Annotated in this window: 17 protein-coding genes; 10 read left to right on the forward strand and 7 right to left on the reverse strand. The window is 74.3% G+C overall.

Translation table 11 applies throughout. The features are described from left to right. Positions 1-13: 13 nt before the first annotated feature. Positions 14-1,072, reverse strand: a complete 1,059-nt coding sequence (locus ACF073_RS40030; protein WP_392076493.1) for a DegT/DnrJ/EryC1/StrS family aminotransferase — start codon at positions 1,070-1,072, stop codon at positions 14-16. A gap of 32 nt (positions 1,073-1,104) precedes the next feature. After that, positions 1,105-2,490, reverse strand: a complete 1,386-nt coding sequence (locus ACF073_RS40035) for a glycosyltransferase (protein ID WP_392076465.1) — start codon at positions 2,488-2,490, stop codon at positions 1,105-1,107. Positions 2,491-2,826: 336 nt separating this feature from the next. On the opposite strand from ACF073_RS40035, the gene ACF073_RS40040 reads away from it, so the two are divergent. From ACF073_RS40040 to ACF073_RS40055, 4 genes are all read left to right on the forward strand, one after another. Further along, entirely contained in the window at positions 2,827-5,715 is a 2,889-nt protein-coding gene (locus ACF073_RS40040) for an AAA family ATPase (RefSeq protein WP_392076466.1), read from the forward strand. A gap of 55 nt (positions 5,716-5,770) precedes the next feature. Next, the gene (locus ACF073_RS40045; RefSeq protein ID WP_392076467.1) at positions 5,771-8,569 is read left to right on the forward strand and encodes an AAA family ATPase; all 2,799 of its coding nucleotides are present in this window, start codon (positions 5,771-5,773) and stop codon (positions 8,567-8,569) included. Further along, on the forward strand, positions 8,547-11,363 hold the full coding sequence (locus ACF073_RS40050) for an AAA family ATPase (protein WP_392076468.1): 2,817 nt from the start codon (positions 8,547-8,549) through the stop codon (positions 11,361-11,363). Before ACF073_RS40045 ends, ACF073_RS40050 begins: the two co-directional genes overlap by 23 nt. Positions 11,364-11,728: 365 nt before the next feature. Then, complete coding sequence (locus ACF073_RS40055) at positions 11,729-12,421, forward strand: LuxR C-terminal-related transcriptional regulator (RefSeq protein ID WP_392076469.1); 693 nt, start codon at positions 11,729-11,731, stop codon at positions 12,419-12,421. 44 nt (positions 12,422-12,465) lie between these two features. Here the strand turns inward: ACF073_RS40055 and ACF073_RS40060 are convergent, their stop codons facing one another. From ACF073_RS40060 to ACF073_RS40080, 5 genes are all read right to left on the reverse strand, one after another. After that, positions 12,466-12,681, reverse strand: a complete 216-nt coding sequence (locus ACF073_RS40060) for a hypothetical protein (RefSeq protein ID WP_392076470.1) — start codon at positions 12,679-12,681, stop codon at positions 12,466-12,468. Positions 12,682-12,802: 121 nt separating this feature from the next. Continuing rightward, positions 12,803-13,585 carry an aminotransferase class IV gene (locus ACF073_RS40065; protein WP_392076471.1) on the reverse strand — a complete coding sequence of 261 codons (783 nt, stop codon included), beginning with the start codon at positions 13,583-13,585 and terminating at the stop codon, positions 12,803-12,805. A 303-nt stretch (positions 13,586-13,888) separates the two neighbouring features. Then, positions 13,889-14,953 carry a maleylacetate reductase gene (locus ACF073_RS40070; protein WP_392076472.1) on the reverse strand — a complete coding sequence of 355 codons (1,065 nt, stop codon included), beginning with the start codon at positions 14,951-14,953 and terminating at the stop codon, positions 13,889-13,891. 54 nt (positions 14,954-15,007) lie between these two features. Then, a complete protein-coding gene (locus ACF073_RS40075) occupies positions 15,008-15,901 on the reverse strand; it encodes a dioxygenase (protein WP_392076473.1) in 894 nt (297 codons plus the stop codon). Positions 15,902-16,057: 156 nt separating this feature from the next. After that, positions 16,058-16,969, reverse strand: a complete 912-nt coding sequence (locus tag ACF073_RS40080) for an NAD(P)H-binding protein (RefSeq protein WP_392076474.1) — start codon at positions 16,967-16,969, stop codon at positions 16,058-16,060. Positions 16,970-17,270: 301 nt separating this feature from the next. Here ACF073_RS40080 and ACF073_RS40085 point away from each other — a divergent pair, with 301 nt between their 5' ends. From ACF073_RS40085 to ACF073_RS40110, 6 genes are all read left to right on the forward strand, one after another. Further along, positions 17,271-18,428, forward strand: coding sequence for a lactate 2-monooxygenase (locus tag ACF073_RS40085; RefSeq protein WP_392076475.1), 1,158 nt, complete (start codon positions 17,271-17,273; stop codon positions 18,426-18,428). 144 nt (positions 18,429-18,572) lie between these two features. Further along, on the forward strand, positions 18,573-19,253 hold the full coding sequence (locus ACF073_RS40090; protein WP_392076476.1) for a TetR/AcrR family transcriptional regulator C-terminal domain-containing protein: 681 nt from the start codon (positions 18,573-18,575) through the stop codon (positions 19,251-19,253). Beyond that, the gene (locus ACF073_RS40095) at positions 19,250-20,098 is read left to right on the forward strand and encodes an alpha/beta fold hydrolase (RefSeq protein ID WP_392076477.1); all 849 of its coding nucleotides are present in this window, start codon (positions 19,250-19,252) and stop codon (positions 20,096-20,098) included. The genes ACF073_RS40090 and ACF073_RS40095 overlap by 4 nt, the downstream gene beginning before the upstream one ends. Positions 20,099-20,288: 190 nt before the next feature. Further along, on the forward strand, positions 20,289-22,586 hold the full coding sequence (locus tag ACF073_RS40100; protein ID WP_392076478.1) for an FUSC family protein: 2,298 nt from the start codon (positions 20,289-20,291) through the stop codon (positions 22,584-22,586). A gap of 139 nt (positions 22,587-22,725) precedes the next feature. After that, positions 22,726-24,462 carry a serine/threonine-protein kinase gene (locus tag ACF073_RS40105; RefSeq protein WP_392076479.1) on the forward strand — a complete coding sequence of 579 codons (1,737 nt, stop codon included), beginning with the start codon at positions 22,726-22,728 and terminating at the stop codon, positions 24,460-24,462. Between the two features lie 85 nt (positions 24,463-24,547). Next, on the forward strand, positions 24,548-25,159 hold the full coding sequence (locus ACF073_RS40110) for a TetR/AcrR family transcriptional regulator (RefSeq protein ID WP_392076480.1): 612 nt from the start codon (positions 24,548-24,550) through the stop codon (positions 25,157-25,159). Positions 25,160-25,163: the final 4 nt, after the last annotated feature.

Here is a 25,163-nt window from a genome sequence, read left to right on the forward strand (position 1 = left end):
GCCGGGGCGGCGGTCAGGCCGCGCCGTAGAAGGCGCGGATCCTCGAGGTCACGTACTCCTGGTCGGCGGCGGTCAGCCCGACGTACGTCGGCAGGTACAGCCCGTCCGCGCTGAACCGGGTCGCGTTGAGGTACGGCCAGACGGGATCGTGGTAACCGGGCTGCCTGCTCATGGGCTTGAAGAACAGCCGGGTCTCGATGCCCTCGGCCGCCAGGAACGCCCGCAGCTCCTCCCGCCGCTCGGCCCGGATGTCGTACATCCACAGCACATCGCGCGGCGGCATCAGGGTGATGCCGCGGACGTCCTTCAGGCCCTGGTCGTAGCGGCTCTCGATGGCGCGGCGCTCGGCGAGGATCTCGTCGATGCGCTCCACCTGGGCCAGCGCGACCGCCGCCTGCATGGAGGTCATCCGGAAGTTGTAGGCCAGCTTCTTGTGCAGGAAGCTGTGGTCCTTGGTGAACGCCATCGCCCGCAGATGGGCCAGCTGTTCGGCGAGCCTGCTGTCGTCGGTGAGACATATGCCGCCCTCGCCCGACGTGATGATCTTGTTCGCGTACAGCGAGAAGCAGGCGATGTCGCCGACCGGGCGGATGCCGTGCGCCTCGGCCGAGTCCTCCACCACGCGCAGGTTGTACTGGTGGGCGAGATCCATGATCGCGTCCATCGCGCAGTGCCGGCCGTAGACATGGACCGGCATGATGGCCTTGGTCCGGGGCGTGATCTTCTCTTCGATCTTCCGCACGTCGATGTTGAGATCGTCCGCGCAGTCGACGAACACCGGTGTCGCGCCGGTGTAGGTGACCGCCCAGGCGGAGGCGATCATGGTGAATTCCGGAACGATCACCTCGTCGCCGGGCCCGATGTCCAGGGCGCGCAGCGCGAGAGTCAGTGCCGCCGTCCCCGACGAGCAGGCCACGCCATGGCTGATTCCGTTGTAGTCCGCGAATGCCTGCTCGAATCGCTTGACGAACGGACCCTGAGAGGAGATCCACCCGTCCTTCACGGTTTCGGCGACATATTCACGCTCCCGCCCGTCGAGCGAGGGTCGGGAAACGGGGTACTTGTACGACATCCAGTCCTCGTTCTGTTCGTGTGCGGGCCGCGTCATGCCAGAGCGGGTAGTCCGAGCAGGAGGTCGGCGGCCGTCGTCCGGCCGCCCGCCGCGCGCTGCAACGCGCCGATGTGCGCGGCGCGTTCACGGAACGACGGGTCCCCGAGGACCCGGGTGAGCTTGTCGACGACGTCGTCCGGATCCATGTCCCGCGGACGGTCGAGGGTCAGGCTGATGCCCAGGTCCCGGCCGCGTACGGCCTGGTCGTAGCAGTCCACCCACAGGGGGCGCACCACCAGGGGCTTGCCGAAGTAGATGCCCTCGTGGAAGCCGTTGCCGCCGCCGTGGGTGAAGAACACGCCGATGTTCGGATGGGCGAGCACATCGAGCTGGGAGGGCACCCAGCTCTCGATCCGCAGATTGCCGGGCAGCGACTGCCGGGGCGGCAGCAGATGCTGCTGCTCGCGCGGCAGCTTCCACAGGAACTGGTGCCGGCCCTCAAGGCGCCGCGCGACCTCGACCAGCGAGCCGACCTGGTCCCGGGTGAGCCGGGTGATGGTGCCGAAGCCCATGTAGACGACGGACGACTGGGCGTCGAGCCAGTCCGTGAGGCCGTCGTCGCCGGCGTCCGGCCCCGTCTCCGGCAGCGGGGGCACCATGGCGCCGACCAGTTTCATCTTCTCCGGCACCGGGAAGGGATAGTCCAACTCCGCAACCGAATTGCACAGAATGATTTCGGCCAGCTTGACCCTGGTCATGGGACTCGGCTTCGGCAGCCCGAGTTCCTTCCGCATGCGCGCGTCCGCGGAGAGCACCTTTCCCATGGCGGGATGGAAGAACATCCCCAGGGTGCGCCACTTGAAGAGATCGTTACGGATCTTTTGAGTGAAGGTCATCGGGAAAGGCAGACCGGAGTGCGGGACCGGAAAACCGCGCGGTGTTCCGGACGGGCCGAAAGGATTCAGCGACGTCAGTACGTTGCTGGGCAGAAAAGGAACGCTGAGCACAAAGGGGATGCCCCGCTTGACGGCCAGGTCGACGGCGAAACCGCTTACGCAGTCGATCACCATGAGAGCCGGTCTCACTTTGTCCACGACGGTTTCCAGCCGCCGGTATTTGTCGGCCTGGAGGTCCGGCCGGTACGACTGGCGGACGACGGCGCGGTGCGCCCGGAAGCGCGAGGTCTGGGTGACCTCCCGGTACACCTCGTCGCTCCAGGTGACGGCGGACAGCTCGGAGAACACCTCACCGAGCGAGGCGAACTCGACCGGGCTGCCCGTGACCTGCCGCTCGACGTCGGCGCGGCGCGGTTCGTCCGTGGCGAACCACAGATCGGGCACGCCCCGCCGGGACAGCTCGCCGGCCAGCACGAGCAGCGGGTTGAGCAGGCCGCTTTCGGGGAGGCTCACGAACAGGATCGGCCGCTGCGGGGTGCTCATCGGACTCCTAGGGGCATGGCCGGGGGGCTGGTTGGCTGCACACCCACTGTGGTCTCATGGCCGGATCCGGGATTTCCTTAGTCTCGCCCGGCGGCCCGGTCCGCCGCCCCCTACGGACCCGCCCCGGCCGCGGCACCGGCTGTTCCCCCGGCTCCGCTCTTCTGTTCAAAGGGCAACCGTTCCTGATGTTCAAGTTTTCTTGGCTGGCGCTTCTTAATGGGTCCCTTATAGTCGGCCACATCTCGATCGGGTAACCTGGCCTGGTTCACGCAGCTTTGTGTCTTACTGCAAGGAGCTTCGACGGGGGCCGGCATCTTTGCGGATAGCGGGGGGAACGTGGTATTCAGCCAAACGGCGCCCGGTGATTCGTGCGGCGGTGCAACTTTCGGTCGCGCTGGCGAGATGTCGATGCTCGCTGCCCGGGCGCGGGACGCGCGGGAGGGGCGGGCCGGCATCGTGGTGGTGTCGGGGCCCGACGGAATGGGTAAAAGCAGCCTCCTGAAAGCGTTTTCCAGCGACCTCGGTGTTAAAGACATGACAGTGCTGCGTGGCAGGTGCGCCGGGAATGCGACGGCCGTGCCGCCGTACGCCGGAGTGCGCGCGCTGTACGGCGCCCTCGGCCTGGCCAGCGCGGGAGCGGCGGACCATCCGCTGCTGCGGGGTGCCGCCCGGCAGGCGCTGCCCGCGCTCGCCGCGCCCGCCGCCGGTGGCGCACAGCCCGCCGCGGGATCGGCCTATCCGGTGTTCCAGGGCCTGTACCGGCTCACCGTCGCCCTGGCGGCGCAGCGTCCGCTCGTCCTCGTCCTCGACGACGCCCACCGATGCGACCAACTCTCCCTGCGCTGGTTCGAGTTCCTGCTGCGCCGCGCCGACGGACTGCCCCTGCTGGTGGTCCTCGCCCGGCGGGGCGAGGACGACTCGGCGGGCACCGGCGTCTGGCCGTACCTCACCGCCAGCCCCGCCTGCTCCAGGCTGGTCCTCGGACCGCTGGAGGCGGACGCGATCGGTGAACTGGCCCGGCACGTCTTCGCCGCACCCGTCGACCCCGCGTTCGTCGCACGGGTCGCGGAGGTCTGCGGGGGCGCCCCCGGCACCGCCGCCCGCCTGCTGCGCGCACTGCACAGGGAAGGCACCCGGCCCGACGCCGACGGCTGCCGCCGCGCCCACGACCTCGGCATCGCGATGATCGCCCTCGCCGTGCGCAGACTGCTCGGCCACGGGCCCGCCTGGATGAGCGCGGTCGCCACCGCGCTCGCCCTCCTCGACGGCGCCGCGCCGGAACACATCGCCGCGCTCGCCGGAGTCTCCACCACGCTCGCCCAGGAGGCCCTCGCCTCGCTGCGGGAGACCGGAGCCCTCGCCCCCGGCCGGACCCGGCCGGTCCACGAGGCCGTACGGTCCGCCCTGCTCGCCCGGCTCGGCACCGACGCCCTGACCCGGCTGCGCAAGCGGGCCGCGCTGGTGCTGAGCGACGCGGGCCGCCCCGCGCAGGAGGCGGCCCGGCACCTCGTCGAGATGCCGGGAACCCCCGAACCATGGATGTCCGGCATCCTGCGCGACGCGGCCACGGAGGCCGAGGACCTCGGCGCACCCGCCGCCGCCGCGGCCTATCTGCGCCGGCTGCTCGGCGCGGCACCCGAGGACGACGGGGTGCGGCTGCGACTGGCCGGGCTGCTCGCCCGGACGGACCCGTTCGAGGCCGGACCCGCCTTCCGGAACGTGCTGGAGCGGGCCGCCGACCCGCGGGCCCGGGCCGGTATCGCCGTGTCCTACGCCACCACCTGCCTGGCCTCGCAACAACCCGGCGCGGCCCGGGAAGCGGCCGTCGCCGCGTTGCGCGCACTCGGCGCCGAGGGGGACGGCGGCGGCCCCGCCGGGCACCGGCTGCGCACCGCACTGGAGTCCGTCGTCCTCCTCACCGGCCGGGCGAGACAGGACGCGGCGGACGCCGTCCTTGCCCGCCTCGCACGCGTCCCCCCGTACCCCGGCGGCGCGGAGCCGCACGAGGACGCGCTCGGCGCGCTCGTCGCCGCCCTGTACGGCGGCACCCCGGAACTGGCCGTACGCCAGGCCCGGCGGGCCCTGGGCCGTCCGGGACAGCCCTGCGACGGATGGCCGCTGCTCGCCGCGTGCGCGGCGCTGGCCCTCGCCGACGAGACCGCCGACGCCCTGCACGCCGTGGACCGCGCCCCGCGGTCCGGCGAGACGGCCGCCCCCCGCTCCCGCGTCTTCGCCCTGACCGCACGCGCGTTGCTGCTGTCCGGCACCGGAGCGCTCGACGCCACGGTCACCGCCGCACGCGCCGCCCTCGACGCGGCCGGCGACACCGGGCGGGACACCCGCCCGCTGCTGCCTCGGCTGATCCTCGCCGGTGCGCTGACCGGCCGCGGCGAGGCATCCCGCGCCGAGGAGCTGCTCGCCGCGGTGAACCCGGCCGAGGCCACGCACTTCGCGCTGGACCACCAGGTCTACCTGATGACACGTGCCCGTGCCCGCTGGGCCCTGGGCGACGGCGAGACGGCGCTCGACCTCCTGCGCGCCAGCGGCCGCGCCCAGGAGGAGGCCGGCCTGGTCAACCCCGTCCTCGCCCCCTGGTGGGCGGACGCCTGCCACATCCTCGCCGCCCTGCGCCGCCCCGCCGAGGCGCGCGGCTACGCCGAGTTCGGCGCCGAGGCCGCACGCCGGTGGGGGACACCCCGCGCCCTCGGCGTCGCCGCCCTCGCCCGGGGCGTCATCGCCGCCCCCGCGGAGCGGATCGGGCTGCTCGCCGAGGCCACCGCCGCCCTGGGCCGCTCACCCGCACGGCTCGAACACGCCCGCGCCGAGTACGAGTTGGGGCGGGCCCTGCTGCACCGAGGGGACCGCTCGGCGGCCCGCCGCCATCTGCGCGCGGCGGCCGACATCGCCGGCGGCCACGGCGCGCTGCCCCAGGCGCGCGCGGCCCGGCGGATGCTGATCACCGCCGGCGGACGCATGGGCGCGATCACCGGGTCGCCCGCCGACCTGCTGACCAGGTCGGAGCGCACGGTCGTCGGCATGGTGCTGCTCGGCGCGAGCAACCGCAAGATCGCACAGCGGCTGTGCGTGACGATACGCACCGTGGAGACCCATCTGACCAGCGTCTACCGCAAGCTGGGCGTCACCGGGCGGGAGCAGCTCGCCTCGGTCCTGCACATACCGGCGACCCCCGGGGTCCAGCCGGCGCCGGCGGCCGGCGCGAGCTGAGCGGCGCCACGGCGACCACCTCACCTTCACGACGATCCGAAGACCCGGTACCACCATGTCTGCCTCCACCGCTCCCCGGTCGCACTCCGCCCCGCCCGCCCGCGTCCCGCGCCACCTCCGGCGCGAACTGGCCGTGCTCGGCTCCGTCCTCACCGACCTGAGCGCGGGCCGCTCCACCGCCGTCACCGTCATCGGAGCGACCGGCTTCGGCCAGGACGCCCTCACCCGCTGGACGTCCAGGACCGCCGAGGCCCGGGGCCTGCGCGTGCTCAGCGCCCGCGGGACACCGTACGAGTCCGGGCTGCGCTACGGCGTGGTGACGCAGCTGCTCCACCCGCTGACCGGGCCCGGCGCGGACCTCCCCGCCGCACCGCCGCACGAGGGGCGCCGGGACTGCCCGCCCGGACTCACCGAGGTGCTGCGCACCGCCCGCGGACGGCCCACCCTGGTCGTCGTCGAGGACGCCCAGTGGCTCGACGAGGAGTCACTGCGCTGGCTGCACCTGCTGATCCGGCGGGCCGCCGCCGCCCCGCTCGCCGTGCTCGCCGGCGGCTGCGGCGTCACGGTCAGCGGCCCCGACTGGCGGGAGGTCACCGCCTCGCCGCCCGCCGCGGTCGGCATGCGCGAGCTGGTGCTCGACCGGATGGCCCGCACCGACGTCGCCGACGTCGTACGGGACACCTGCGGCGTGCCGGGGGCCGACGCCTTCCTCAGCGCCGCCCACCACGCGAGCACCGGCAACCCCGCGGTGCTCGGGGACACCATGCGCCGCTTCGCACGGCGGGGACACGCACCCGACGAGAGCGGGGTGCCGGAACTCCGGACGATCGGCGCGGCCGTCCTCGGCGACCACGTCGAGCGGGGCCTGCGCGGCCTGCCCGCGGAGACCGTCGCCCTGCTGCGCGCCCTCGCCGTCTGCGGTGACCTGCTGGACTTCCCGCTGGTCTGCGGGCTCGCCGGTCTTCGGCACCTCGGCGGGGCCCGGCTGCGCTCCGCCGTGGAGGCGACCGGTTTCGTCACCACGGGCACCTCGGGACCCCGGATCGAAGCGCAGGTGCGCCCGCGGGTGCTGGAAGAGATGAGCCACCGGGACCGGGCGGAGCTGCACGCCCGCGCCGCCGAACTCGCCCACCGCGCCGCCGCGGACGACCGGGCCGTCGCCGCCCTCCTCCTGGGCGCCGGTCCGGTCGGCGCCCCCTGGGCGGCACAGGTGCTGCGGCGGGCAGCCGGGGCCGCCCGCCGGGAGGGCGACCACACCCGGTCCATCGCCTGCCTGAGCCGGGCGGTGTGCGAGACACCCGATCCGGCCCACCGGGCGGAACTCACCTTCGAACTGGCCGCCGCCGAGCTGGTGACCGCCCCCGAGGCCGGCCGCCGCAGACTCGGCGCGCTGGTCCGCGGTCCCGGTATCGCGCCCGGACTGCGGGTGCGCGCCCTCGCCCTGGCACTCGCCGACGGCGAGGCCGACACCCTGCGCCGTGCCGCCGCCGAGGCCCTGCCCACCGTCACGGGCCCCGAGCGGGACGATCTGATCGCCCTGTTCTGGGCGGCCGAACCGGCCGGACGCGAGCGCACCGAGCTGATGGTGCCCGAAGTGCCCGCGCTGCCCGACCTGCCCGCCTCGCCCGCCCAGGCCGGTCAGCGGGCCTGGCAGCTCGCGGTGCGCGGGGAGCGGCTCCCCGTCGTCCGGCGGCTCGCCCGGGCCGCCCTCGCCGCTCCCGCCGGCGGCGCGCTGGTCCTGCCCCGCCTCGCCGCCTGCCGGGCCCTGTTCCTCACCGAGGACTACGAGGAGGCGGAGGCCGGACTCGGCACCCTGCTGGCCGCACTCGACCACCGTGACATGGGCGTGGCCCTTCCCCGGGTGCTGGCGACACGGGCAGAGCTGAACCTGCGCCGGGGCCTGCTCGCCGTCGCCGAACGCGACATCGGCGCCGCCGAGCGGTCCCTGAAACCGTCCGGCCGGCATCCGGCGACGATGCCTCAGCTGAGGGCCGTCCGCGTCCTCGTCGACCTGGAGCGCGGCCACGCCCGCGAAGCCCGCTCCCTCGCCCTCGAACCCGTGCCCCGGGCCGCCCAGGACAGCGCGTACTGGCCCCATCTGCTCTTCGCCCGGGCCCTGGCGCACGCCTTCGCCGGCGAGGCACGAGCGGCGGCCGGCCTGATGAAGGAGTGCGGACGGCAGCTGCTGAGCCGGCACCACCTCAACCCGGCGCTGCTGCCCTGGCGTTCGTGCGCCGCCCGGCTGCTGCGCAGGACGGGAGGCGGCGCCGAGGCCGAGCGACTGAGCCACGCCGAGCGCCGCCTCGCGCGCGAGTGGGGCACACCCGGAGCGCTCGGCTGGGCCGAGCTGAACGCCGTGCCGGACGACGGCGCGGGCCGGCTCGCCGGGATCCGCGACGCCGTCCGCCTGCTCAGGAACGGTCCGGCGAGCCCCTGGTTCGTGCGCGCGCTCGCCGAACTCGCCGCCGCGGAGGCGGCGCAGGGCGGGGACCGGCGCACGGCCCTGGCCGCCGTGGACGAGCTGTCGGTGCTCACCGCCACCCATCCGCACAGCCCCATGGCCGCCCGGACCCGGCTGCTGGCACAGCGGCTCGAACCCGCGCCGAGGACGCCCGCCGCACCCTGCCCGCTGTGGGCCGCGCTCACGGCGTCCGAGGCGGCCACGGCGGTCCTCGCCGCCCACGGCCACAGCAACAGCCGCATCGCCGAGTTGCTGTCCGTGTCCCGGCGCACCGTCGAACTCCGGCTGAGCCGCGCCTACTCCAAGCTTCGCATCAGTGGCCGACAGGAACTGCGGGCGCTCGTCCGTGCGAGGGAAAGGAAGCTGAACGATGCTGGTCGAACGGGTCTGTGAGACGGAACGGGTACGCGAAGCCCTGCGGGCGGCCGAGGGCGGCACCTCGTCCCTGTTACTGCTGGTGGGCCCCCTCGGCATAGGCCGTTCGGCATGGCTGAGAGAACTGCCCTCCTGCTTCCCCGAACAGGACCTGTTCGTGCTGCGCGCCCACGCGGCCCCCATGGAGCAGGACTTCGCCTTCGGCGTCGTACGCCAGCTCTTCGACAGCCTGGCACCCGGCACGCCGCAGGACGCCCGCGAGGCGCTCCTGCACCGGGCGGGCGCCGCACGGCTGGTGTTCGGCGACGACTCCGCCGCGACAGCCGAGACCGACGGCGGCGCGGCCCCCGACGCGGTCCTGCACGGCCTCAGGGCACTGCTGGAACAACTCGGCACGCAACGGCCCCTGCTGATCCTGGTCGACGACGTCCAGTGGGCCGACGACTGGTCCCTGCGCTGGCTGGCCTACCTGGCCAGAAGACCGTACGGCCTCAGAGCGGTCATCGTGTGCGCGCTGCGGGAGGGCGAGCCGCGGACCCGCGACCCGCTGGTGCGGGAGGTCGCGGAGACGGCCACCGGGACGCTGCGCCTAGCCCCGCTCTCCCGGGCCGCCACCGCCGAGATCGTCCGGGACCAGTTCGGCGAGCCCGGCGACGACGCGTTCGTCCGGGCCTGCCACGAGACCTCGGGCGGCAACCCCGTCTTCCTGATGTCCGTGCTCGTCGGCATGGCGCTCGCGGGCCACCGGCCCACCGCCGACCAGGCAGCCGCGGTCAGATCACGGATCCCGGCGCACCTCAGGGAGCGTCTGGCGGCCTGCCTGCGCAACCAGCCCCGGCCGATCCGCGATCTCGTGGCGGCCATCGCCACCCTGGGGGAGCGGGGCACCCCCGACCTCGTCACCCGGCTGGCCGGACTCGACGCCATCGGATACACGGTGGCCGCGCGCGCCCTGCGGCAGCTCGGGCTGCTCGCCGGGGAGGAGGAGCCGCGCTTCGTGCACCGGGTCGTCCAGGAGGCCGCCGAGGCCTCCATGACGCTGGCCGAGCGCCAGCAGCTGCACGAGACGGCGGCGGCCCTGCTCTACCAGAGCGGACACCCCGCCGAGCAGGTCGCCGCCCAGCTGCTGGCCGTGGCCGCGTCCGGCAGCTCCTGGTCGGCCGGCGTCCTGCGCACGGCCGCCGACACCGCGCTGAGCCGGGGCGCCCCCGACACCGCTGCCCGCTATCTGCGCCGCGCCCTGCTGGCCGGCGCGGACGAGGGGGAGGAGCGGGCCCGGCTGCTGATCCATCTGGCCACGGCCGAGCGCCACTTCGACACCGCTGCCGCCGAACGCCACATCGCCCAGGCCATGTCGCTGCTCGGCACCGCCCGGGACCGGGCGGCGGCCGCGCTGCACGTCTCGCCCGGCTTCCTGGGCACCGCCGGCGCCGGCGCCCTGGACATCCTCCGGCGGGCCGCTGACGACCTGGGCTCCCCCGCCCGGCTGACCGGAACACCCCGCGATCTGGCCCTGCGCCTGGAGGCACGGCTGAGCCACTGCGCCCGTGAGGACCCCTACGAACTCGCTCTCGCGGTGCGGCAGTTGCGTGACGGGGCGCCGGAGCCCCAGGTGTGCTCGGCCGCCGAACGCGAGTGGCTCGCCGTACGCCTGCACGCCGTCACGCTCAGCGGCAGCCTCCCGGCGGCCCAGGTGGCGCGGCAGGCGGTCCGGGTGCTGGAGCGCGAACCGGTCAACTCCCCCGGGAGCCATGACGTCCTGCCCCTCGTGCTGTCGGCTCTCGCCGCGGCGGACGCGGTCGACGAACTGGGGCCCTGGCTCTGCGGGGCGGAGGCCGCCTGCGACGGGACCGCGCCGGGGACCGCGGGCCCGCTCCTGGACATCGGGCGGGCCATGCTGTCCCTCGCCAGGGGACGGCTCGCGCACGCCAGGGAGCAGGCCGAGCGCGCCTTCGTGCCGGCCGAGTCCGGCCGGCGCGAAGGGGCGGCCCTCGCCACCATCGTGCTGGCCGCCGTCGCCCTGGAGACCCGCGATCCCGCGCTGAGCGAACGGGTACGGGCCCACACCCTCGCGCGTCGGCCGCTGGGGCTCGGGTTCACCACGATGCTGCGGCTCCTCGACGCCTCCGCGGAAGCCCAACGCGGGGACACCGCACGCGCGTTGGAGACCGTGCTGGACTGCGGCCGGGGGCTGGAGGCGTCCGGGTGGCGCAACCCCGTGCTCTTTCCCTGGCGGCCCCGGGCGATCGCCCTGCTGAGCCGGCAGGGTGACCTCCGCGCGGCCCGGGCGCTCGCCGAGGAGGAGTACAAGCAGGCCCTCCTGTGGGGCGCACCGGTCGCGCTCGGCCGTGCCCAGCGGCTGAGAGGCGGACTGCGCGGCGACAGCGAGGGCGTCGCCCTGCTGCGCGACGCGGTGCACATCCTGCGCGGATCCGCTCACGAACTCGAACTCGCCCGTGCGCTACGCGCGTTGAGTCTGGCACTCGGCGGCGACGCCGAGGCGAGACCCCTGCTGCGTGAGGCGTCCGGACTGGCCGCCGCCTGCGGTGTGTTCTGGTGGCCTCAGCAGCCGGGGGGCGGGAGTGCCACCGGCACCGGGACCCGCCCCGACACCGCGCTCACCCCCACCGAGTCCCGTGTGTCGGCTCTGGCGGGCGACGGTCTCACCAATCAGGAGATCGCGGTGGAACTCGGCGTCGGATCAAGAGTCGTGGAAAAGCATCTGACCAATTCCTATCGGAAACTCGGGATATCCGGACGACGTGAACTCGGCCTCCTGTTGAAACGGTCCGGTACGGAGCCGCGCACCTGACGGGGACCGCCCCGATCCTTCGGTGGTCCGGTCATGGTGCGGTCGGTCCGAGCCCGGTCTTCGGTGCTCGGGCCGACCGCACCCGTCTGCTCCCGCCACTCTCCCAAGTCCGCCCTGAACTGGGGCGTCGTGCGGACCGAACCGCACCGAACCACCGAAGGCACCGACCCGCACCGCACCATGGCCGGTCACGGCCACGAACTTGCCCGTGCCGGCGTCACATGGCGTTGACCAGTCTGACGAACCGTCTTTATGGTTCTGACCAGAATTCCTCGGAAGCGCCTTTCTGACAAGCGCACGCACCCAGGAAGCCGATCGGCGCGAATTCCTCCTCACCCCGCATGCAGTGAAAGGAAACGAGTTCCTTGGCGACCTCCGCTCCCGCTCCGGTGAACCCGGTGAACCCGGCCACGCACGACCTGCCGGCGGACGCCCCCGGACCGGCAGAGGCACACCCCCTGTTCCACCAGCCCGGTCTCACGACGGCCTGCCTCGACCGCAACCTCGCGCTCCAGCAGGCGAACCACGAGTTCTTCCGCCGCTTCGGCGGCTCCGCCCCGCAACTCGTCAACCGTTCCTTCATCGACCTCGTGCACCCCAGCGTCCAGGAGCCGCTGCTGCGGCAGTTCGCCGGACTCACCGACGGCCGCCGCGACCGGTTCGCCACCGAGTTCATCGCGGCCGGCCCGGAGGACACCCCGTTCCGGGTCTCCCTCACGGCGTTCGCCGTGCGCGGCGGAACCCCCGACGTCTCGGCCATCTGGCTGATGATGACGGTGCCCGACGACGCGGCCGAGCCCGCCATGGCCACCCCCCGCAAGAAGATCCTCAGCGAGGTCGACGCCCGCATCCTGGAGGGGATAGCCGCCGGTGTCTCCACCGTCCCGCTGGCGGCCCGGCTGTACCTCAGCCGCCAGGGCGTCGAGTACCACGTCACCTGCCTGTTCCGTAAGCTCCGTGTCCCCAACCGGGCGGCGCTGGTCTCCCGCGCCTACTCGATGGGCGTGCTCAAGGTGGGCACCTGGCCGCCCAAGGTGGCGCCGGACTTCGTCAAGTGAGCCCCGCGTCCTCTCCGCCCCGCGGGCGGAGGGGACGCGCTCGTTCATCCGTCGATGCGGGCCCAGGCGCGGATCAGTGCGGGCGCCCAGGCCGACAGGTCCGGCGGGACAGCGTCCCCTCGCTCCGCACCGATGTCCCCGCCCTGCCGGGGGCCGTCCGCCGCCGCAGCGCCCCAGGCGTGCAGTGCGGCGCCCAGCGAATGGAGTTCGCCCACCCAGGCGAGCAGATCCCGCGTTCCGGCATCCCCGGTGGCAGCCATGATCCCGGTCCCCTTTCAGTGGACTCTCACTGGACGAAAGGCCCCGCGCGTACCCGGTCCGCCGCGGACCGTCACGACCCTAGGGAGGTCCCGTTAGTGAAAGTCGTAGGGACCGCCGTCCTCACAGGCGCTCCGCCGGGAGCGCCGCATAGGCCTCCCGGAGCGCCGCCGGCACGGGGTCGTCGTCCGGGAACCGCACGTCGTCGATGCGCTGGATCGCCCGTACGCCGACGGCGGCGCTCGTGGCGAAGGCGGCCCGCAGGGACGGCAGTTCGGTGCTGCGGACGGCGCGTGCGACGCCGGGCCCGTGGGCGCTGCGCAGCAGGCGCATGGTGACGCCCGGCAGCATCTCGGCGTCCGGCCAGATCACCTCTCCGGCCCCGTCCACGAAGCCGACGTTCCAGGTGCAGCCTTCGGAGATCCGGCCGTCGGAGTCGGTGAACAGGACGTCGTCGAACCCGTCGAGCTGTGCCGCACGCCGCAGCCGGAGCTGACCGAAGAGCGCGACGTGTTTCACGGCGGCGGCGTCACGGTGGAAGGGCAGGGCCGTGACGGCGAGCGGAGGCGGCGGCAGCGCCCCGGCCGGGCGCGTGGTCACGAGGATGTGCGGATCCGCCTTCCCGGCCGGATGCGCCAGGTCGAGCGCCGGGTCGAAGACGGTGACGCGGACGACCAGCGGGCCGGACTCCGCGCCGACCTCCTGCCGTACCCAGTGCAGGACCCGCTCCGGGTCGAGCGGCGCCCCGAAGACCTCGGCGCAGTCCCGCACGAGCCGGTCCAGGTGCAGCGAGAGCCCGCGGATACCGCCGTCCTCGAGCCGCATGGTCGTGAAATGCCCGTAGTTCGTCAGGGCGAGACACGTCATCTGCTCCACGGTCGCGGGCGCTCCATTGAGAGTAGCCATGGGGCAAGTCTGGCCGTTGCCGGATCCCTGCCGCGCGCGGTCCGCCGGCCACTAGGGATTCGCCCACCCTTCGGGGGCGGTGCGCCGCGGAGCGCCGGGACGGATGCGGGAGGCATGTGTTGCGCACGCCTCGGTCCGCGTCCGCGGGACGGGTCAGCTCCCGGCCAGCCGGACGGCATGGGCGATGCCCGTGAGATTGCCCTGCGCGACGAGTATCTCGCGCCGGTCCGATCCGTCGAGACCGGCCGCGTACACGGTGCCGGCCAGGTGCGCGGGGCCGGGGCGCGGAGGCCGCGTAGTCCGTCAGGCGGCCGTCAGCGGGTCGGCACCCTGCCACGCGGCCCGCAGCATCCGCCGTACGTCCTCGGCCGTCACCGGGCGCGGGTTGCCCGCCGGCACCGCCTCCAGGACGGCCGGCACGGCGTCCTCGACGTCGGCCTCGCGGAACCCGTGGTCGCGCAGCGCGACGGGCGCGTCCACCGCGCTCCGCAGCCGCCGCAGCCCCTCGACGGCCGAAGCGGCACCGAACGCCCCGGCGATCCCGCGTTCCGCCTCGGGCGCGGCGGGCGCGTTGAACGCCAGGACGTACGGCAGGACGACCGCGTGGGCCTGGGCGTGCGGCAGTCCGTACCTCCCGCCCAGCACATGGCAGATCCTGTGGTGCAGCCCCGAACCGGCCGAGGAGAACGCCAGGGCCGACAGATAGGCCGCGTACAGCACCTGTTCGCGCCCGTCGAGCCCGCCCGGGTCGGCGACCACCGCCGGCAGCCCGGCCGCCAGCGCGCGGATGCCCTCGCCCGCCAGCGCCCGGTCGACCGGGTCCGTGCGCGGGGCCCAGAAGGAGTCCACGCAGTGGGCGAGCGCGTTCAGGCCCGACGCCACGCTCATCGGCACCGGCAGCGACAGGGTCAGGCTCGCGTCGTACACGATGGCGCGCGGCAGCACCCGCGGGTCGCTGCCGGTGGTCTTGCGGGCCCCCTCGGTCAGCCCCCAGACGCTGGTGGCCTCCGAACCCGCGTAGGTCGTGGGGACGGCGACGATCGGGATCCCCGTGGTCAGCGCTACCGCTTTCGCCAGGCCGGTCGCCGCGCCCCCGCCCACGCTGACCAGCAGGTCCACCGCGTGCGCGGTCGCGGCGGCGCGGGCCCGCTCGGCCGCGGCGACGGGGACGTGCGTGACGGCCTCGTCATGGCGCACGACCACCGGCACCCGCGCGGTGATCTTCTCGGCCGGACCTGCGCCGGAGGCCGACGCGATCACCATCACCCGCGCGGCGCCCAGCCGAGCGGCCTCGGCGCCGACCGCGTCCGCCGCTCCACCGGAGCCGAAGTACACGCGCTGCGGCAGGGTTTCGTGCTCGAATCGCACGGGGCCTTCTCCTCTTCTGCCGGTGGCGGCGGCTGCCGGGGGAGCGGGTGGCCCTCACTGCCGCCGCAGCACGATGTCGAACCGTACGCGGCTCCAGCTCCGCCCCGACAGATCGCGTCCGCCCGGGGCCGGGGTGCCGGCCGGCTGCCGTTCGAACGGCCTGACGAGGGATTCCTTGACGCCGAACACGGCGTCGGAGTCCAGCGCGCCGTCACCGGCGACGAAGATGTGGGTGACGAGGGTGCGCATGCCGGGTGCCGTGGCCATGAAGTGCAGGTGGGAGGCGCGCAGAGGCGAGCGCCCCGTGGTGCGCAGGAGGGCTCCGACCGGTCCGTCGTGCGGGACCGGATACGGCGTGGGGGTCAGCCCCCAGAAGGCGTATCCGCCGTCGTCGCCGGTGTGGAGACGGGCCCGGCATGCGAGCTTCCCGTCGTCGTACTGCACGTCGTAGAGGCCGTCCGCGTCGGCCTCCCAGACGTCGAGGCGGGCGCCGGGCACCGGATCGCCCGCGGTGTCGGTGACGGTGCCTTCGATCCAGCAGGGTTCGCCCGGGGCGCCCGCCGCCATGTCGCCGCCCCGGGGGATCTCCGGGGAGTCCGCCACGAAGAACGGTCCGAGGACCGTGGCCTCGGTGGCGCCGTCGGCGGCTTCGTGGTTGACGTTGATGGTCTGCATGGAGGCACCGAGGACGTCCGAGAGCAGCACGAACTCCTGGCGGCGGTCGGTGGTGAGGTGGCCGGCCGCGGTGAGGAAGTCGACGGCCCGCTGCCACTCGGCCTCGGTCGGCCGGACCTCGCGGATGAACGCGTGCAGATACCGGACCAGGGCCCGCATCACCTCCTTGAGCCGGGGATCCGGTGTGTCGTCGAAGGACGCGAGCACCCTGCGGACCAGCTCGTCCTCGACCTGGCGCTGCTGGTCCGGCACGGCGGGGGTGGTGGCGGTCATGCGGAGGTTCCTCCTCGGGGCGGCGCGTGCAGGGAGTGTTCCCCGTGGGCCGCCGGCGGACGCCGCCGCTCCGCACCGGTCCACGGCGTCCCCCGCTGACCGGCGCGAGAACGGCGGGGCGGCCAGGGAGGTGCGGGCGGGCGTCTGGGACGCCGGCTACGGCCGCAGGGCGGGTGTGTCGGCGATGAAGCTGTCGAAGCCCCGCGGGGGGCGTCCGAGCAGGTCGGCGATGTCGTGCGTCTCCCGGTCGTACCGGTTCTCGCCGTGCAGCCGGGCCATCGTGGCGATGTGCTCGGCGACATGGGGCGGCAGCTCAAGCCCGTCGAGGTCCGCCAGCCACTCCTCGTACGGCACGTCGGCGTAGGTCACGGTACGGCCCAGGGCGGCGCTGAACTCGGCCGCGATGGCGGCCATGTCACGGGAACGGGCCCCGGTGAGTTCGTAGACCCGGCGGGCCGGCGGTGCCGGGGCGAGCAGGAGGTGGGCGACGACGTCCGCCGCGTCGGCCGCGGCGACCGGTGAGGTCCGGGCGGACCCGAACGGCAGCCGGATGGTGCCGTCCCGCAGGATCCCCGCGACCGCGACCCGGGAGAACAGCGGATTCTCCATGAACACCGTGGGCCTGACGTGGACGACCGGCGCCCCCGACCAGTCGAGGACGTGCTCGGCGAGCCAGTGCAGGCGCTGCTGCCGGGACTCGGTGTCGCTGGTGAGGGTCATCTGCGAGACCGTCAGCTGCGACATGCTCACCAGCAGTTCGAGGCCGTCCGCCGCCCGCGCCGCCGCGGCCACCGTCGCGGCGGCCTCCAGGAAGACGGGCGACACGCTCATCCCGAAGTAGCCCCGGCGGCAGCCCGCCAGCGCCCTCACCACGTCGGCGCCGCGGGTGAGATCGCCGACCACCACCTCCACGCCGGTCATGGCCCGCAGCGCCGAGGCCCGTTCGTCGTCGTGGTGCACAAGGGCCCGGACCGGCACGCCCTCGGCACGGAGGCGGTCGAGGACCGTGCGTCCGACGCCGCCGACTCCGCCGCCGACGCCGGTGACCAGCACAGGTGGGACGGGCACGGCGATCGCCTCCTGCCATTCGGACCGGCACATCCGGCCAGAACGGGATGATCTCACCCCAGGGGCCCCCGGCGGCACGTGCCGTGCCCGGCGGGTCCTGCCGCACCGGACGGGAGGCGGCGGGGTTCGCCGCACGGCCGGGGGGCGCCTTCAGCGGCGACGACGCCGCCGACCGGGTGGTCGCCCCCGCCCCCGGTGTCCGTCCGGCTTCCGCTCCCTGCCGCCGCCGTCAGGGGGTTGCCCTATGCGTCCAGTGGACGCAGAGTGGCGGCCGTAGCCGTGTCTCGCCGAAGGAGCCCCGTTGGACCTCGCCGACTTCCAGAACGAGATCTACCTCTCCGGCCTCGGTGGGGCCGTCCCGGACCTCCCGACCGATCTGCACCGGCTGGAGGAACTGGCGGCGGCGCGGCTGACCCCGCAGGCCCATGGCTATGTCGCGGGGGCGGCGGGGGCCGAGCGGACGGCCGACGCCAATCTCGCCGCGTTCGACCAGTGGCGGATCGTGCCGCGGATGCTCCGCGACGTCGCCGAGCGCGACTTCTCGACCACGGTCCTCGGCACGGAGATGCCCGCCCCGGTCATCATCGGCCCGGTCGGCGTGCTGCGGATCCTCCACCCGGACGGCGAACTCGCCGTGGCCCGCGCCGCCAAGGCGCTCGGCGTCACGGTGACCCTCTCGACGGCCGCCTCGACCACGCTGGAGGAGGTCGCCGCCGAGGCCGGCCCCCGCTGGTACCAGCTGTACTGGCCGAAGGACCGCGAGCTGGCGGCCAGCCTCGTGCACCGTGCCGCGGAAGCGGGCTACACCGCCCTGGTCGTCACCCTCGACACCTTCGCCATGGCCTGGCGGCCACGCGATCTCGACCGCGCCTACCTGCCGTTCCTCCGGGGGATCGGCGTACAGAACTACTGGAGCGACCCGGTCTTCCAGAAGGCGGTCGGCGGGCCGGTCACCGACGCCAATCGTGACCTCGCCCTGCTGCACTGGGTGGCCAACTTCGGCAACCCCAGCCTGACCTGGGACGACCTGGCGTGGCTGCGCCGACAGTGGGACGGCCCGATCGTGCTCAAGGGCATCCAGCACGTCGACGACGCCCGCCGCGCCGTCGACGCGGGCATGGACGGGATCGTGGTCTCCAACCACGGCGGACGGCAGGTGGACGGGGCGATCGCCTCCCTCGACGCGCTGCCCGCGATCGCCTCCGAGGTCGGCGCGCTGACCACCGTCCTGTTCGACTCCGGGATCCGCTCGGGCGCCGATGTGGCCAAAGCCCTGGCCCTCGGCGCGAAGGCCGTACTGATCGGCCGCCCTTACGCCTACGGCCTCGGCCTTGCGGGCGAGGACGGCGTACGGCATGTGCTGCGCTCCCTGATGGCCGAGCTCGACCTCACCCTCGCCCTGGCCGGCCGGTCCACGCTCGCCGACGTCGGTCCGGATCTGCTCAGCCGACGGCCCTGACGTCACGTCACCCGGGCGAGCGGAACTCTGCTTCTAGTCGCACCCGCACGCGTACCCGCACCCGTACTCGCGCGCACGGCCGCCCACCCCCGTCCGTCCGCGCCCGCTCTTGCACTATGCGTCCAGTGGACGCATAGTGGCGCCATGAAGGCGGGATCGGCGGCATGGTGGCGGGCGCGGTACGCGGCGCGGGAGCGGCAGCGGCCGCGCCCGGGCGGTCTCGAACTGCGCCGGATCACCCAGGCGGCGCTGGACATCGCGGACGCCGAAGGACTCGCCGCGCTCACCATGCGCCGGGTCGCCGAGGAGCTGGGGGTGCGGCACACCTCGCTGTACCGGCATGTGGCCAGCCGGGACGAGCTGCTGGTGGAACTCGTCGACCATGTGCTCGGCGAGGGGGTGCCGCCGGCCACCGGCGACGGATGGCGGGCCGACCTGGAGGCGGGCGCGCACGAGTTCCGGCGGGTGCTGCTCGCGCACCCCGCCGTCGTACCGCTGCTCACCATGGGACAGCTGCTCGGGCCGCACGCCCTGCGGGCCCGTGAGGTCGGCCTCGGCCTGTTGATCCGCGCCGGATGGGAACCGGCGCGGGCCGTCCGGATCTATCTGACCGTCGCCCACTTCGTCATCGGCACCGCGCTGCTGGGCGCCGGCGGCTCCGCACGCGGCGCCGGGGAGCGGGCCGCGATGACGGAACTCTTCGCCGGGCTGCCCGAGTACCCGCTCGTCAGACGACTCGCCGAACCGCTCAACCTTCCCGATGGCGACCAGGAGTTCCGCTTCGGCCTGACCGCCCTGCTCGACGGAGTGGGAGACCCCCGATGAACCTCACCGACTGGATCGCCGGCGGCGCCGAGGCGGAGGTGAACGGACATCGCCTGTTCGTCCGCCAGGACGGCACGGGCATCCCCGTGACACTGGTGCACGGCTTCCCCACCTCGTCCCACGACTGGGCGCCGGCCGTCCCGCGCCTGGTCGCGGCCGGATGCCGGGTGACCACCCTCGATCTGCTCGGATTCGGACACAGCGACAAGCCGCGCCGCCACCGCTACTCCATCCCTGAACAGGCCGATCTGATCGAGGCCCTCTGGCGGCGCCTGGGCATCGGCGAGACCGCGCTGGTCGCGCACGACTACGGGGTCTCGGTCGCCCAGGAACTGCTGGCCCGCGATCCCGGCCGGATCACCCGCACCGCACTGCTCAACGGCGGCCTCTACGCCGACCTGCACCGCCCGATCCCCGTGCAGCGCCTCCTGCACGGCCGGCTCGGCCCGCTCCTTGCGCGGTTCACCGACGAGAAGAGGTTCACCGCGAGCCTGCGCGGCGTCCTGGCCAAACCCGTCCCGGACGCGCTGCTGCACGACATGTGGACGTCCGTGGCCCGCGAGAACGGCCACCGTCTGGCCCCGCGTCTGCTCCGCTACATCGACGAACGCCGCGTCCACTTCGACCGCTGGACCGGCTCCCTCGAACGGTACGAGGGGCCGCTCCTGTTCGTGTGGGGTCCCGAGGACCCCGTCAGCGGCGCCCACGTCCTGGTCCGCCTGCGCGAACGCCGCCCCCGCGCCGCCTTCGCCGTGCTGCCGGGAGTCGGCCACTATCCACAGCTCGAAGCACCCGAGGAGACGGCCTCGGCCCTGGCCGCCTTCCTCGCGGGCCGGGAGTCCTGAGCGACCCGGCTCAGGGGGCGTGGTGCGGCGACGGGATCCCGGCGCTCGCGCCGCCGCCCCGCCCGGGCCCCCGCCGCCGAGGCCCCCGCCTAGGTTGCGCGGGCCCGCCCGGTGTCCGCATATGGGGGGTGGGGGACGCGTGTGGCGCGGTGCGTCACGGCCGGCCGTCACCGTGTCGACGGGAGGTGTCATGTCCGTGCGGGCCCGGGAGCGGATACGGCCCGCGTCGCGCTGGGCGACGTGGTTGCGCGACCGCGATCCGGATCTCGCGGCCACGCGGCGGGCCGGGCGGACCGCGCTGGTCATGCCGGCCCTGTTCGCCCTGTGCGGGGAGGGCTTCCACAATCCGACCATGGCGAGCTATGCCGCCTTCGGCTCCTTCTCCATGCTGCTGCTGGTCGACTTCGCCGGCCCCGTCATGGAGCGGCTGCGGGCGCAGGCCGGGCTCGCGGTGGCCTGGGCGGCGCTGATCTCCCTGGGCACGCTGGTGGCGCCCACGGTCTGGCTCGCCGTCGTCACGACGCTGCTGGTCGCCTTCGTGATCCTCTTCTGCGGCGTCGTCAGCTCCGTCCTCGCGGGCAGCGCGACCGCCCTCCTGCTGGGCTTCGTCCTGCCGGTCACCGCACCGGTGCCGCTGGCGCAGCTGCCCGACCGCCTCGCGGGCGCCGGCCTCGCGGCAGCGGTGGCGCTGCCCGCCGTGGGCCTGCTGTGGCCGCGTCCCGTCGCCGATCCGCTCAGCCGGCCCGCCGCCCGGGTCTGCGGCGCCGCCGCCGCGCACCTGCGCACGGACGCCTCCGGCCTCGGCGGACTGGGCCCCGCCGCCGATCCCGCGCAGCGCCGGGCGGCGGCCGAACGCACCGCCGACGCGAGTACGGACCTGCGGTACGCCTTCGACACCACCCCGTACCGCCCCACCGGCCTGGCCACGAGTTCCCGCGCCCTGGTCCGCCTGGTCGACGAGCTGACCTGGCTGAGCACCATCCTGGCGGACGAGCCCGACACCGCCGAGGAGCCCCCGGCCTGCGACCCGGCCGCGCGCACGGTACGGCTCGTCTCCGCCGACGTCCTCGACCGCACGGCCGACCTCCTCGCGGACCCCGGCCGGGACGTCGGACCGCTGCGGGCCGCCATGAGCGAACTGCGCACGGCCATGAACGGGATGGAGCAGAGCTCGACCTCCCGCCTGCCCTTCGGCCGCCCGGTCGACGGCAGCCCGGCGGCGACCTACGGATTCATCGCCGCCCTCGACCTCTCCTTCCGCGCCCAGGAGCTGGGGTTCGTGGTCCTGCAGATCGCCGGGAACGTCGAGCTGGCCGCCACCGCCTGGCAGCGCCCCTGGACCGACCGGCTGCTCGGCCGCGACCCGGGCGCGCTGACCGAACCCCTCGCCGCGGCGGGCGAGCGGGCAGCGGCCCATCTCGGGCCCCGCTCGGTGTGGCTGCACAACAGCCTGCGCGGCGCCGTCGGCCTCGGCATCGCGGTGCTGCTCGCCGACCTGACCGGCGTACAGCACTCCTTCTGGGTCCTGCTCGGCACCCTGTCCGTACTGCGCTCCAACGCGCTCAGCACCGGCCAGAACGCCCTGCGGGCCGTCCTCGGCACGGTGCTCGGCTCCTTCGTCGGCGCCGGGCTGCTGCACCTGATCGGGCACCACGGCGCCGCGCTGTGGTTCCTGCTCCCGGTCGCCGTGCTGGTGGCCGGCATCGCCCCCGCGGCCATCTCCTTCACCGCCGGCCAGGCCGCCTTCACGGTCACCCTCGTCGTGCTGTTCAACATCGACCAGAACCCCGACTGGCACATCGCCCTGCTCCGCGTCCAGGACATCGCCCTCGGCTGCGCGGTCAGTATCGTCGTCGCGCTGTTCTTCTGGCCGCGCGGCGCCGCGGCCGCCGTCCACCAGGCCCTCGCCGAGGCGTACACCTCCAGCGCCGCCTATCTCGCGGGCGCCGTGGACTACGCCCTCGGCCACTGCACCTCCGCGCCGCACACGGGCGAACCCGAGCGGCAGAACCGCGAGGCGGCGGCCTCCGCGCGCCGCCTCGACGACGCCTTCCGGACCTATCTGGCCGAGCGCGGCGCCAAGCCCGTGTCGCTGGCCGACATGACCACGCTCGTCACCGGAGTGGCCGCGCTGCGCCTGGCCGCCGACGCGGTCGTCTCGCTGTGGCGGGGCGCGGGCCCGCCGTCCCCCGTGGCCGGTCAGACCGAAGCCCACCGCGCCATCCTCGGCTCCGCCACCCGTGTCACGGAGTGGTACCGGGGCCTCGCCGCGGGCCTCGGCCGGAACACGCCCGTACCGGACACCCTGCGGCGCCGGCCCGAGATCGCGGCCCGCATGGTGGAGTCGGTCCGCACCGACCTCGTCGACGGCCGGGGCCGGGCCACGGCCACCGCCGTCCGGATCATCTGGACCGCCGACCACGTCGACGCCGCCCGCCGCCTCCAGCCCGGCCTCGCCGCCGCGGCCAAGGAGAGCGCGAGCCGGTGACCGCCCCGCCGCGGGCCGCGGGCCCGCAGGCGGTGACCGGCTGCCGCCCGGTGGTGTGCGATTACGATGCTGATCTTGGACACGGCCGCATCGAGGACAGGATGCGGCGGCACGAGCGCTGCACAGCTGCATAACGGGGGTGGGTCCCATCACGGGAACCGAAGGCGTCTTTCGCCCGCTGACGGCACAGGAACCGCGGGAACTGGCCGGCTACCGGCTGCTGGCCCGGATCGGGGAGGGCGGCATGGGATCCGTCTACCTCTCCCGCACCCGGGGCAACCAGCCCGTCGCACTCAAGATGATCCGCCGTGAGTACGCGGACGACAGCGAGTTCCGGCGGCGGTTCCAGCACGAGGTCCAGGCGGCGCGGCGGGTCCGCGGATACCACCTGGTGCCCGTGGTCGACCACGACACGAGCGGCGACCAGCCCTGGCTGGCCTCCACGTACGTACCGGGAGTCCCCCTCGACGAGGCCGTCGACCGGTACGGTCCGCTGCCCGCGGCCACCGCGCTCCAGCTCGTCGCCTGCGTCGCCCGCGCCCTGGACGCGGTGCACGCGGCGGGAGTCGTGCACCGCGACCTCAAGCCGGGCAACATCCTGCTGGGCGCCGACGGGCCGTGGGTCATCGACTTCGGCATCGCCCGGGCCGCCGAGTCCACCCGGCTGACGCGCAGCGGCGGCTTCATCGGCACCCCGCAGTTCATGTCACCGGAGCAGGGCACGGGCGGCGAGGCGGGTCCGGCGGGCGACGTGTTCTCGCTGGGCCTCATCGCCGCCGTCGCCGCCACCGGCCGGCATCCCTACGGCTCCGGCGGCGCGCTCGCCCTCGCCACCCGGATCGCCAACACGGCGCAGCGCCCGCCGGACCTCTCCGGCTACCCGGACGTGCTGCGCCCGCTCCTTGAGCGCTGCCTCACCGCGGACCCGGCCGCCCGTCCGGCGCCCGCCGCACTCGCCGAGCTGTGCGAACGGGCCTCCGGCCGCCCCTCGCGCGACGTCGCCGGCTGGCTCCCCGCACCGCTCGCCGAGGCGGTCGAGGAGCGGAGCCGGGCCGTACGCCGCCTGCTCGCCCCGGAGCCCGCCGAACGGGACCGGCCCGCCGCCGCCTACGTGCCCACGCGCGCCGACCACCCCCTGCACCACGCCCCCACCGAGGCCGCCCCCTCCCGGCCCACGGCGCCACCGCGGGCCGCCGCCGGGCACGCGGAGCGGCACTCCACCGTGTCCCGGTTCCGGCGCGGCCCTGCCAAGCGGCGTCCCGTGTACCTCGCCGTCGGCGCCGCGGTGCTGGCCGCCGCGGTCGGCACGGCCTGGTCGGTCTACGGCGACACCGGCCATGACACCAGGACCGGGGCGGGCGATCACCCGGCGCAGGCCACCGCCTCGGCCGGCCACGGCACCGCCGGGGGCGAGAAGCCGTCGGCGCGGGCCCGGCGCAACCCTCCGGCCACGGCGTACGAAGTCCTCGTCAAGGACCGCGCGCTGACGTTCGGGCCGCCGGGCACCGGGCAGGTCATCACCGTCGACCTGGACAAGCCCGTGGTGAACCCGAACGGCGAGATCGGCGACGACGCCGCCGAGATCCAGTACATCTACCAGTACCTGACCTTCCGCACCGCCACCGCCAAGAGCCCCGGCACCGCCCCCGAGACCTGCCGGCAGTCCGTCGACAGCGCGCCGCTTCCCGCGGAGCTGCCCAACGACGCGCTGGACAAGGGGGAAGCCCTCAAGAAGGGCGACGTCCTGTGCACGGTCACCTCCGAGGGCGATCTCGCCATGCTCCGCCTCACGGACGTCGTCTCCTCGGGCAGCACGTCCTTCGACCCGCCCGGTTACACGGCCCTGCTCACCGTCTGGAGGAAGGCGGCGGGCTGACGCGGCCGTCCCGCCGGCGGCCCCGGGCCCGCACCGCTGCTCCCGCCGATCGGCTATTCTAGGTAGGTCGACCTACCTAATCTGGATGCTGACGAGGGAGCCCGGTGTGAGTACGGCGGAGAGCGGACGGCGGCGTCCGGCGCGGGAACGGCTGCTGGCCGCGGCGGCTCGCCGCTTCTACGCCGACGGCGTCGCGGCGACCGGCATCGACACCATCACCGCCGACGCGGGCGTGGCGAAGATGAGCCTCTACAACAACTTCTCCTCCAAGGCCGACCTCGTCAGGGCTTATCTGGACGCCCGGCACGAGGAGTGGCTCGGCCTCTACCGGGCCCGCCTGGAGCAGGCCGGCAGCCCGCGCGAGGGCGTGCTGGCGGTCTTCGACGCGTACGCCGACCACGCGGAGTTCGCCTACGAGCGCGGATTCCGCGGCTGCGGGCTGCTGAACGCCGCCGCCGAGCTGCCGGCCGGCGACGAGGGCCGGGCCGTGGTGCGCGCCCACAAGGAGGAGGTCGAGCGCCTCATCGCCGGCCACGTGACCCGCCTGCTGCCCGAACGCCCCGACGAGGCACGGGTGCTGGCCGAGCACCTGGCCTTCCTCCTGGAGGGCGCGATGGCCCGGGCCGGCCTCGACGGGGACGGCGAACGGCTCCGGCACGCCCGCTCGATGGCGGCGGCCCTGCTGGACCGGCTGTGAAGCG

This window comes from Streptomyces sp. NPDC015171 (assembly GCF_043079545.1).
In the GTDB taxonomy this organism is placed as follows: domain Bacteria; phylum Actinomycetota; class Actinomycetes; order Streptomycetales; family Streptomycetaceae; genus Streptomyces.

Coding starts and splice junctions, on each gene's coding strand:
- ACF073_RS40110 (WP_392076480.1), top strand. CDS start 24,548: ATGCTGACGAGGGAGCCCGGTGTGAGTACGGCGGAGAGCGGACGGCGG.
- ACF073_RS40060 (WP_392076470.1), bottom strand. CDS start 12,681: ATGGCTGCCACCGGGGATGCCGGAACGCGGGATCTGCTCGCCTGGGTG.
- ACF073_RS40035 (WP_392076465.1), bottom strand. CDS start 2,490: ATGAGCACCCCGCAGCGGCCGATCCTGTTCGTGAGCCTCCCCGAAAGC.
- ACF073_RS40095 (WP_392076477.1), top strand. CDS start 19,250: ATGAACCTCACCGACTGGATCGCCGGCGGCGCCGAGGCGGAGGTGAAC.
- ACF073_RS40090 (WP_392076476.1), top strand. CDS start 18,573: ATGAAGGCGGGATCGGCGGCATGGTGGCGGGCGCGGTACGCGGCGCGG.
- ACF073_RS40030 (WP_392076493.1), bottom strand. CDS start 1,072: ATGTCGTACAAGTACCCCGTTTCCCGACCCTCGCTCGACGGGCGGGAG.
- ACF073_RS40050 (WP_392076468.1), top strand. CDS start 8,547: ATGCTGGTCGAACGGGTCTGTGAGACGGAACGGGTACGCGAAGCCCTG.
- ACF073_RS40045 (WP_392076467.1), top strand. CDS start 5,771: ATGTCTGCCTCCACCGCTCCCCGGTCGCACTCCGCCCCGCCCGCCCGC.
- ACF073_RS40075 (WP_392076473.1), bottom strand. CDS start 15,901: ATGACCGCCACCACCCCCGCCGTGCCGGACCAGCAGCGCCAGGTCGAG.
- ACF073_RS40065 (WP_392076471.1), bottom strand. CDS start 13,585: ATGGCTACTCTCAATGGAGCGCCCGCGACCGTGGAGCAGATGACGTGT.
- ACF073_RS40100 (WP_392076478.1), top strand. CDS start 20,289: ATGTCCGTGCGGGCCCGGGAGCGGATACGGCCCGCGTCGCGCTGGGCG.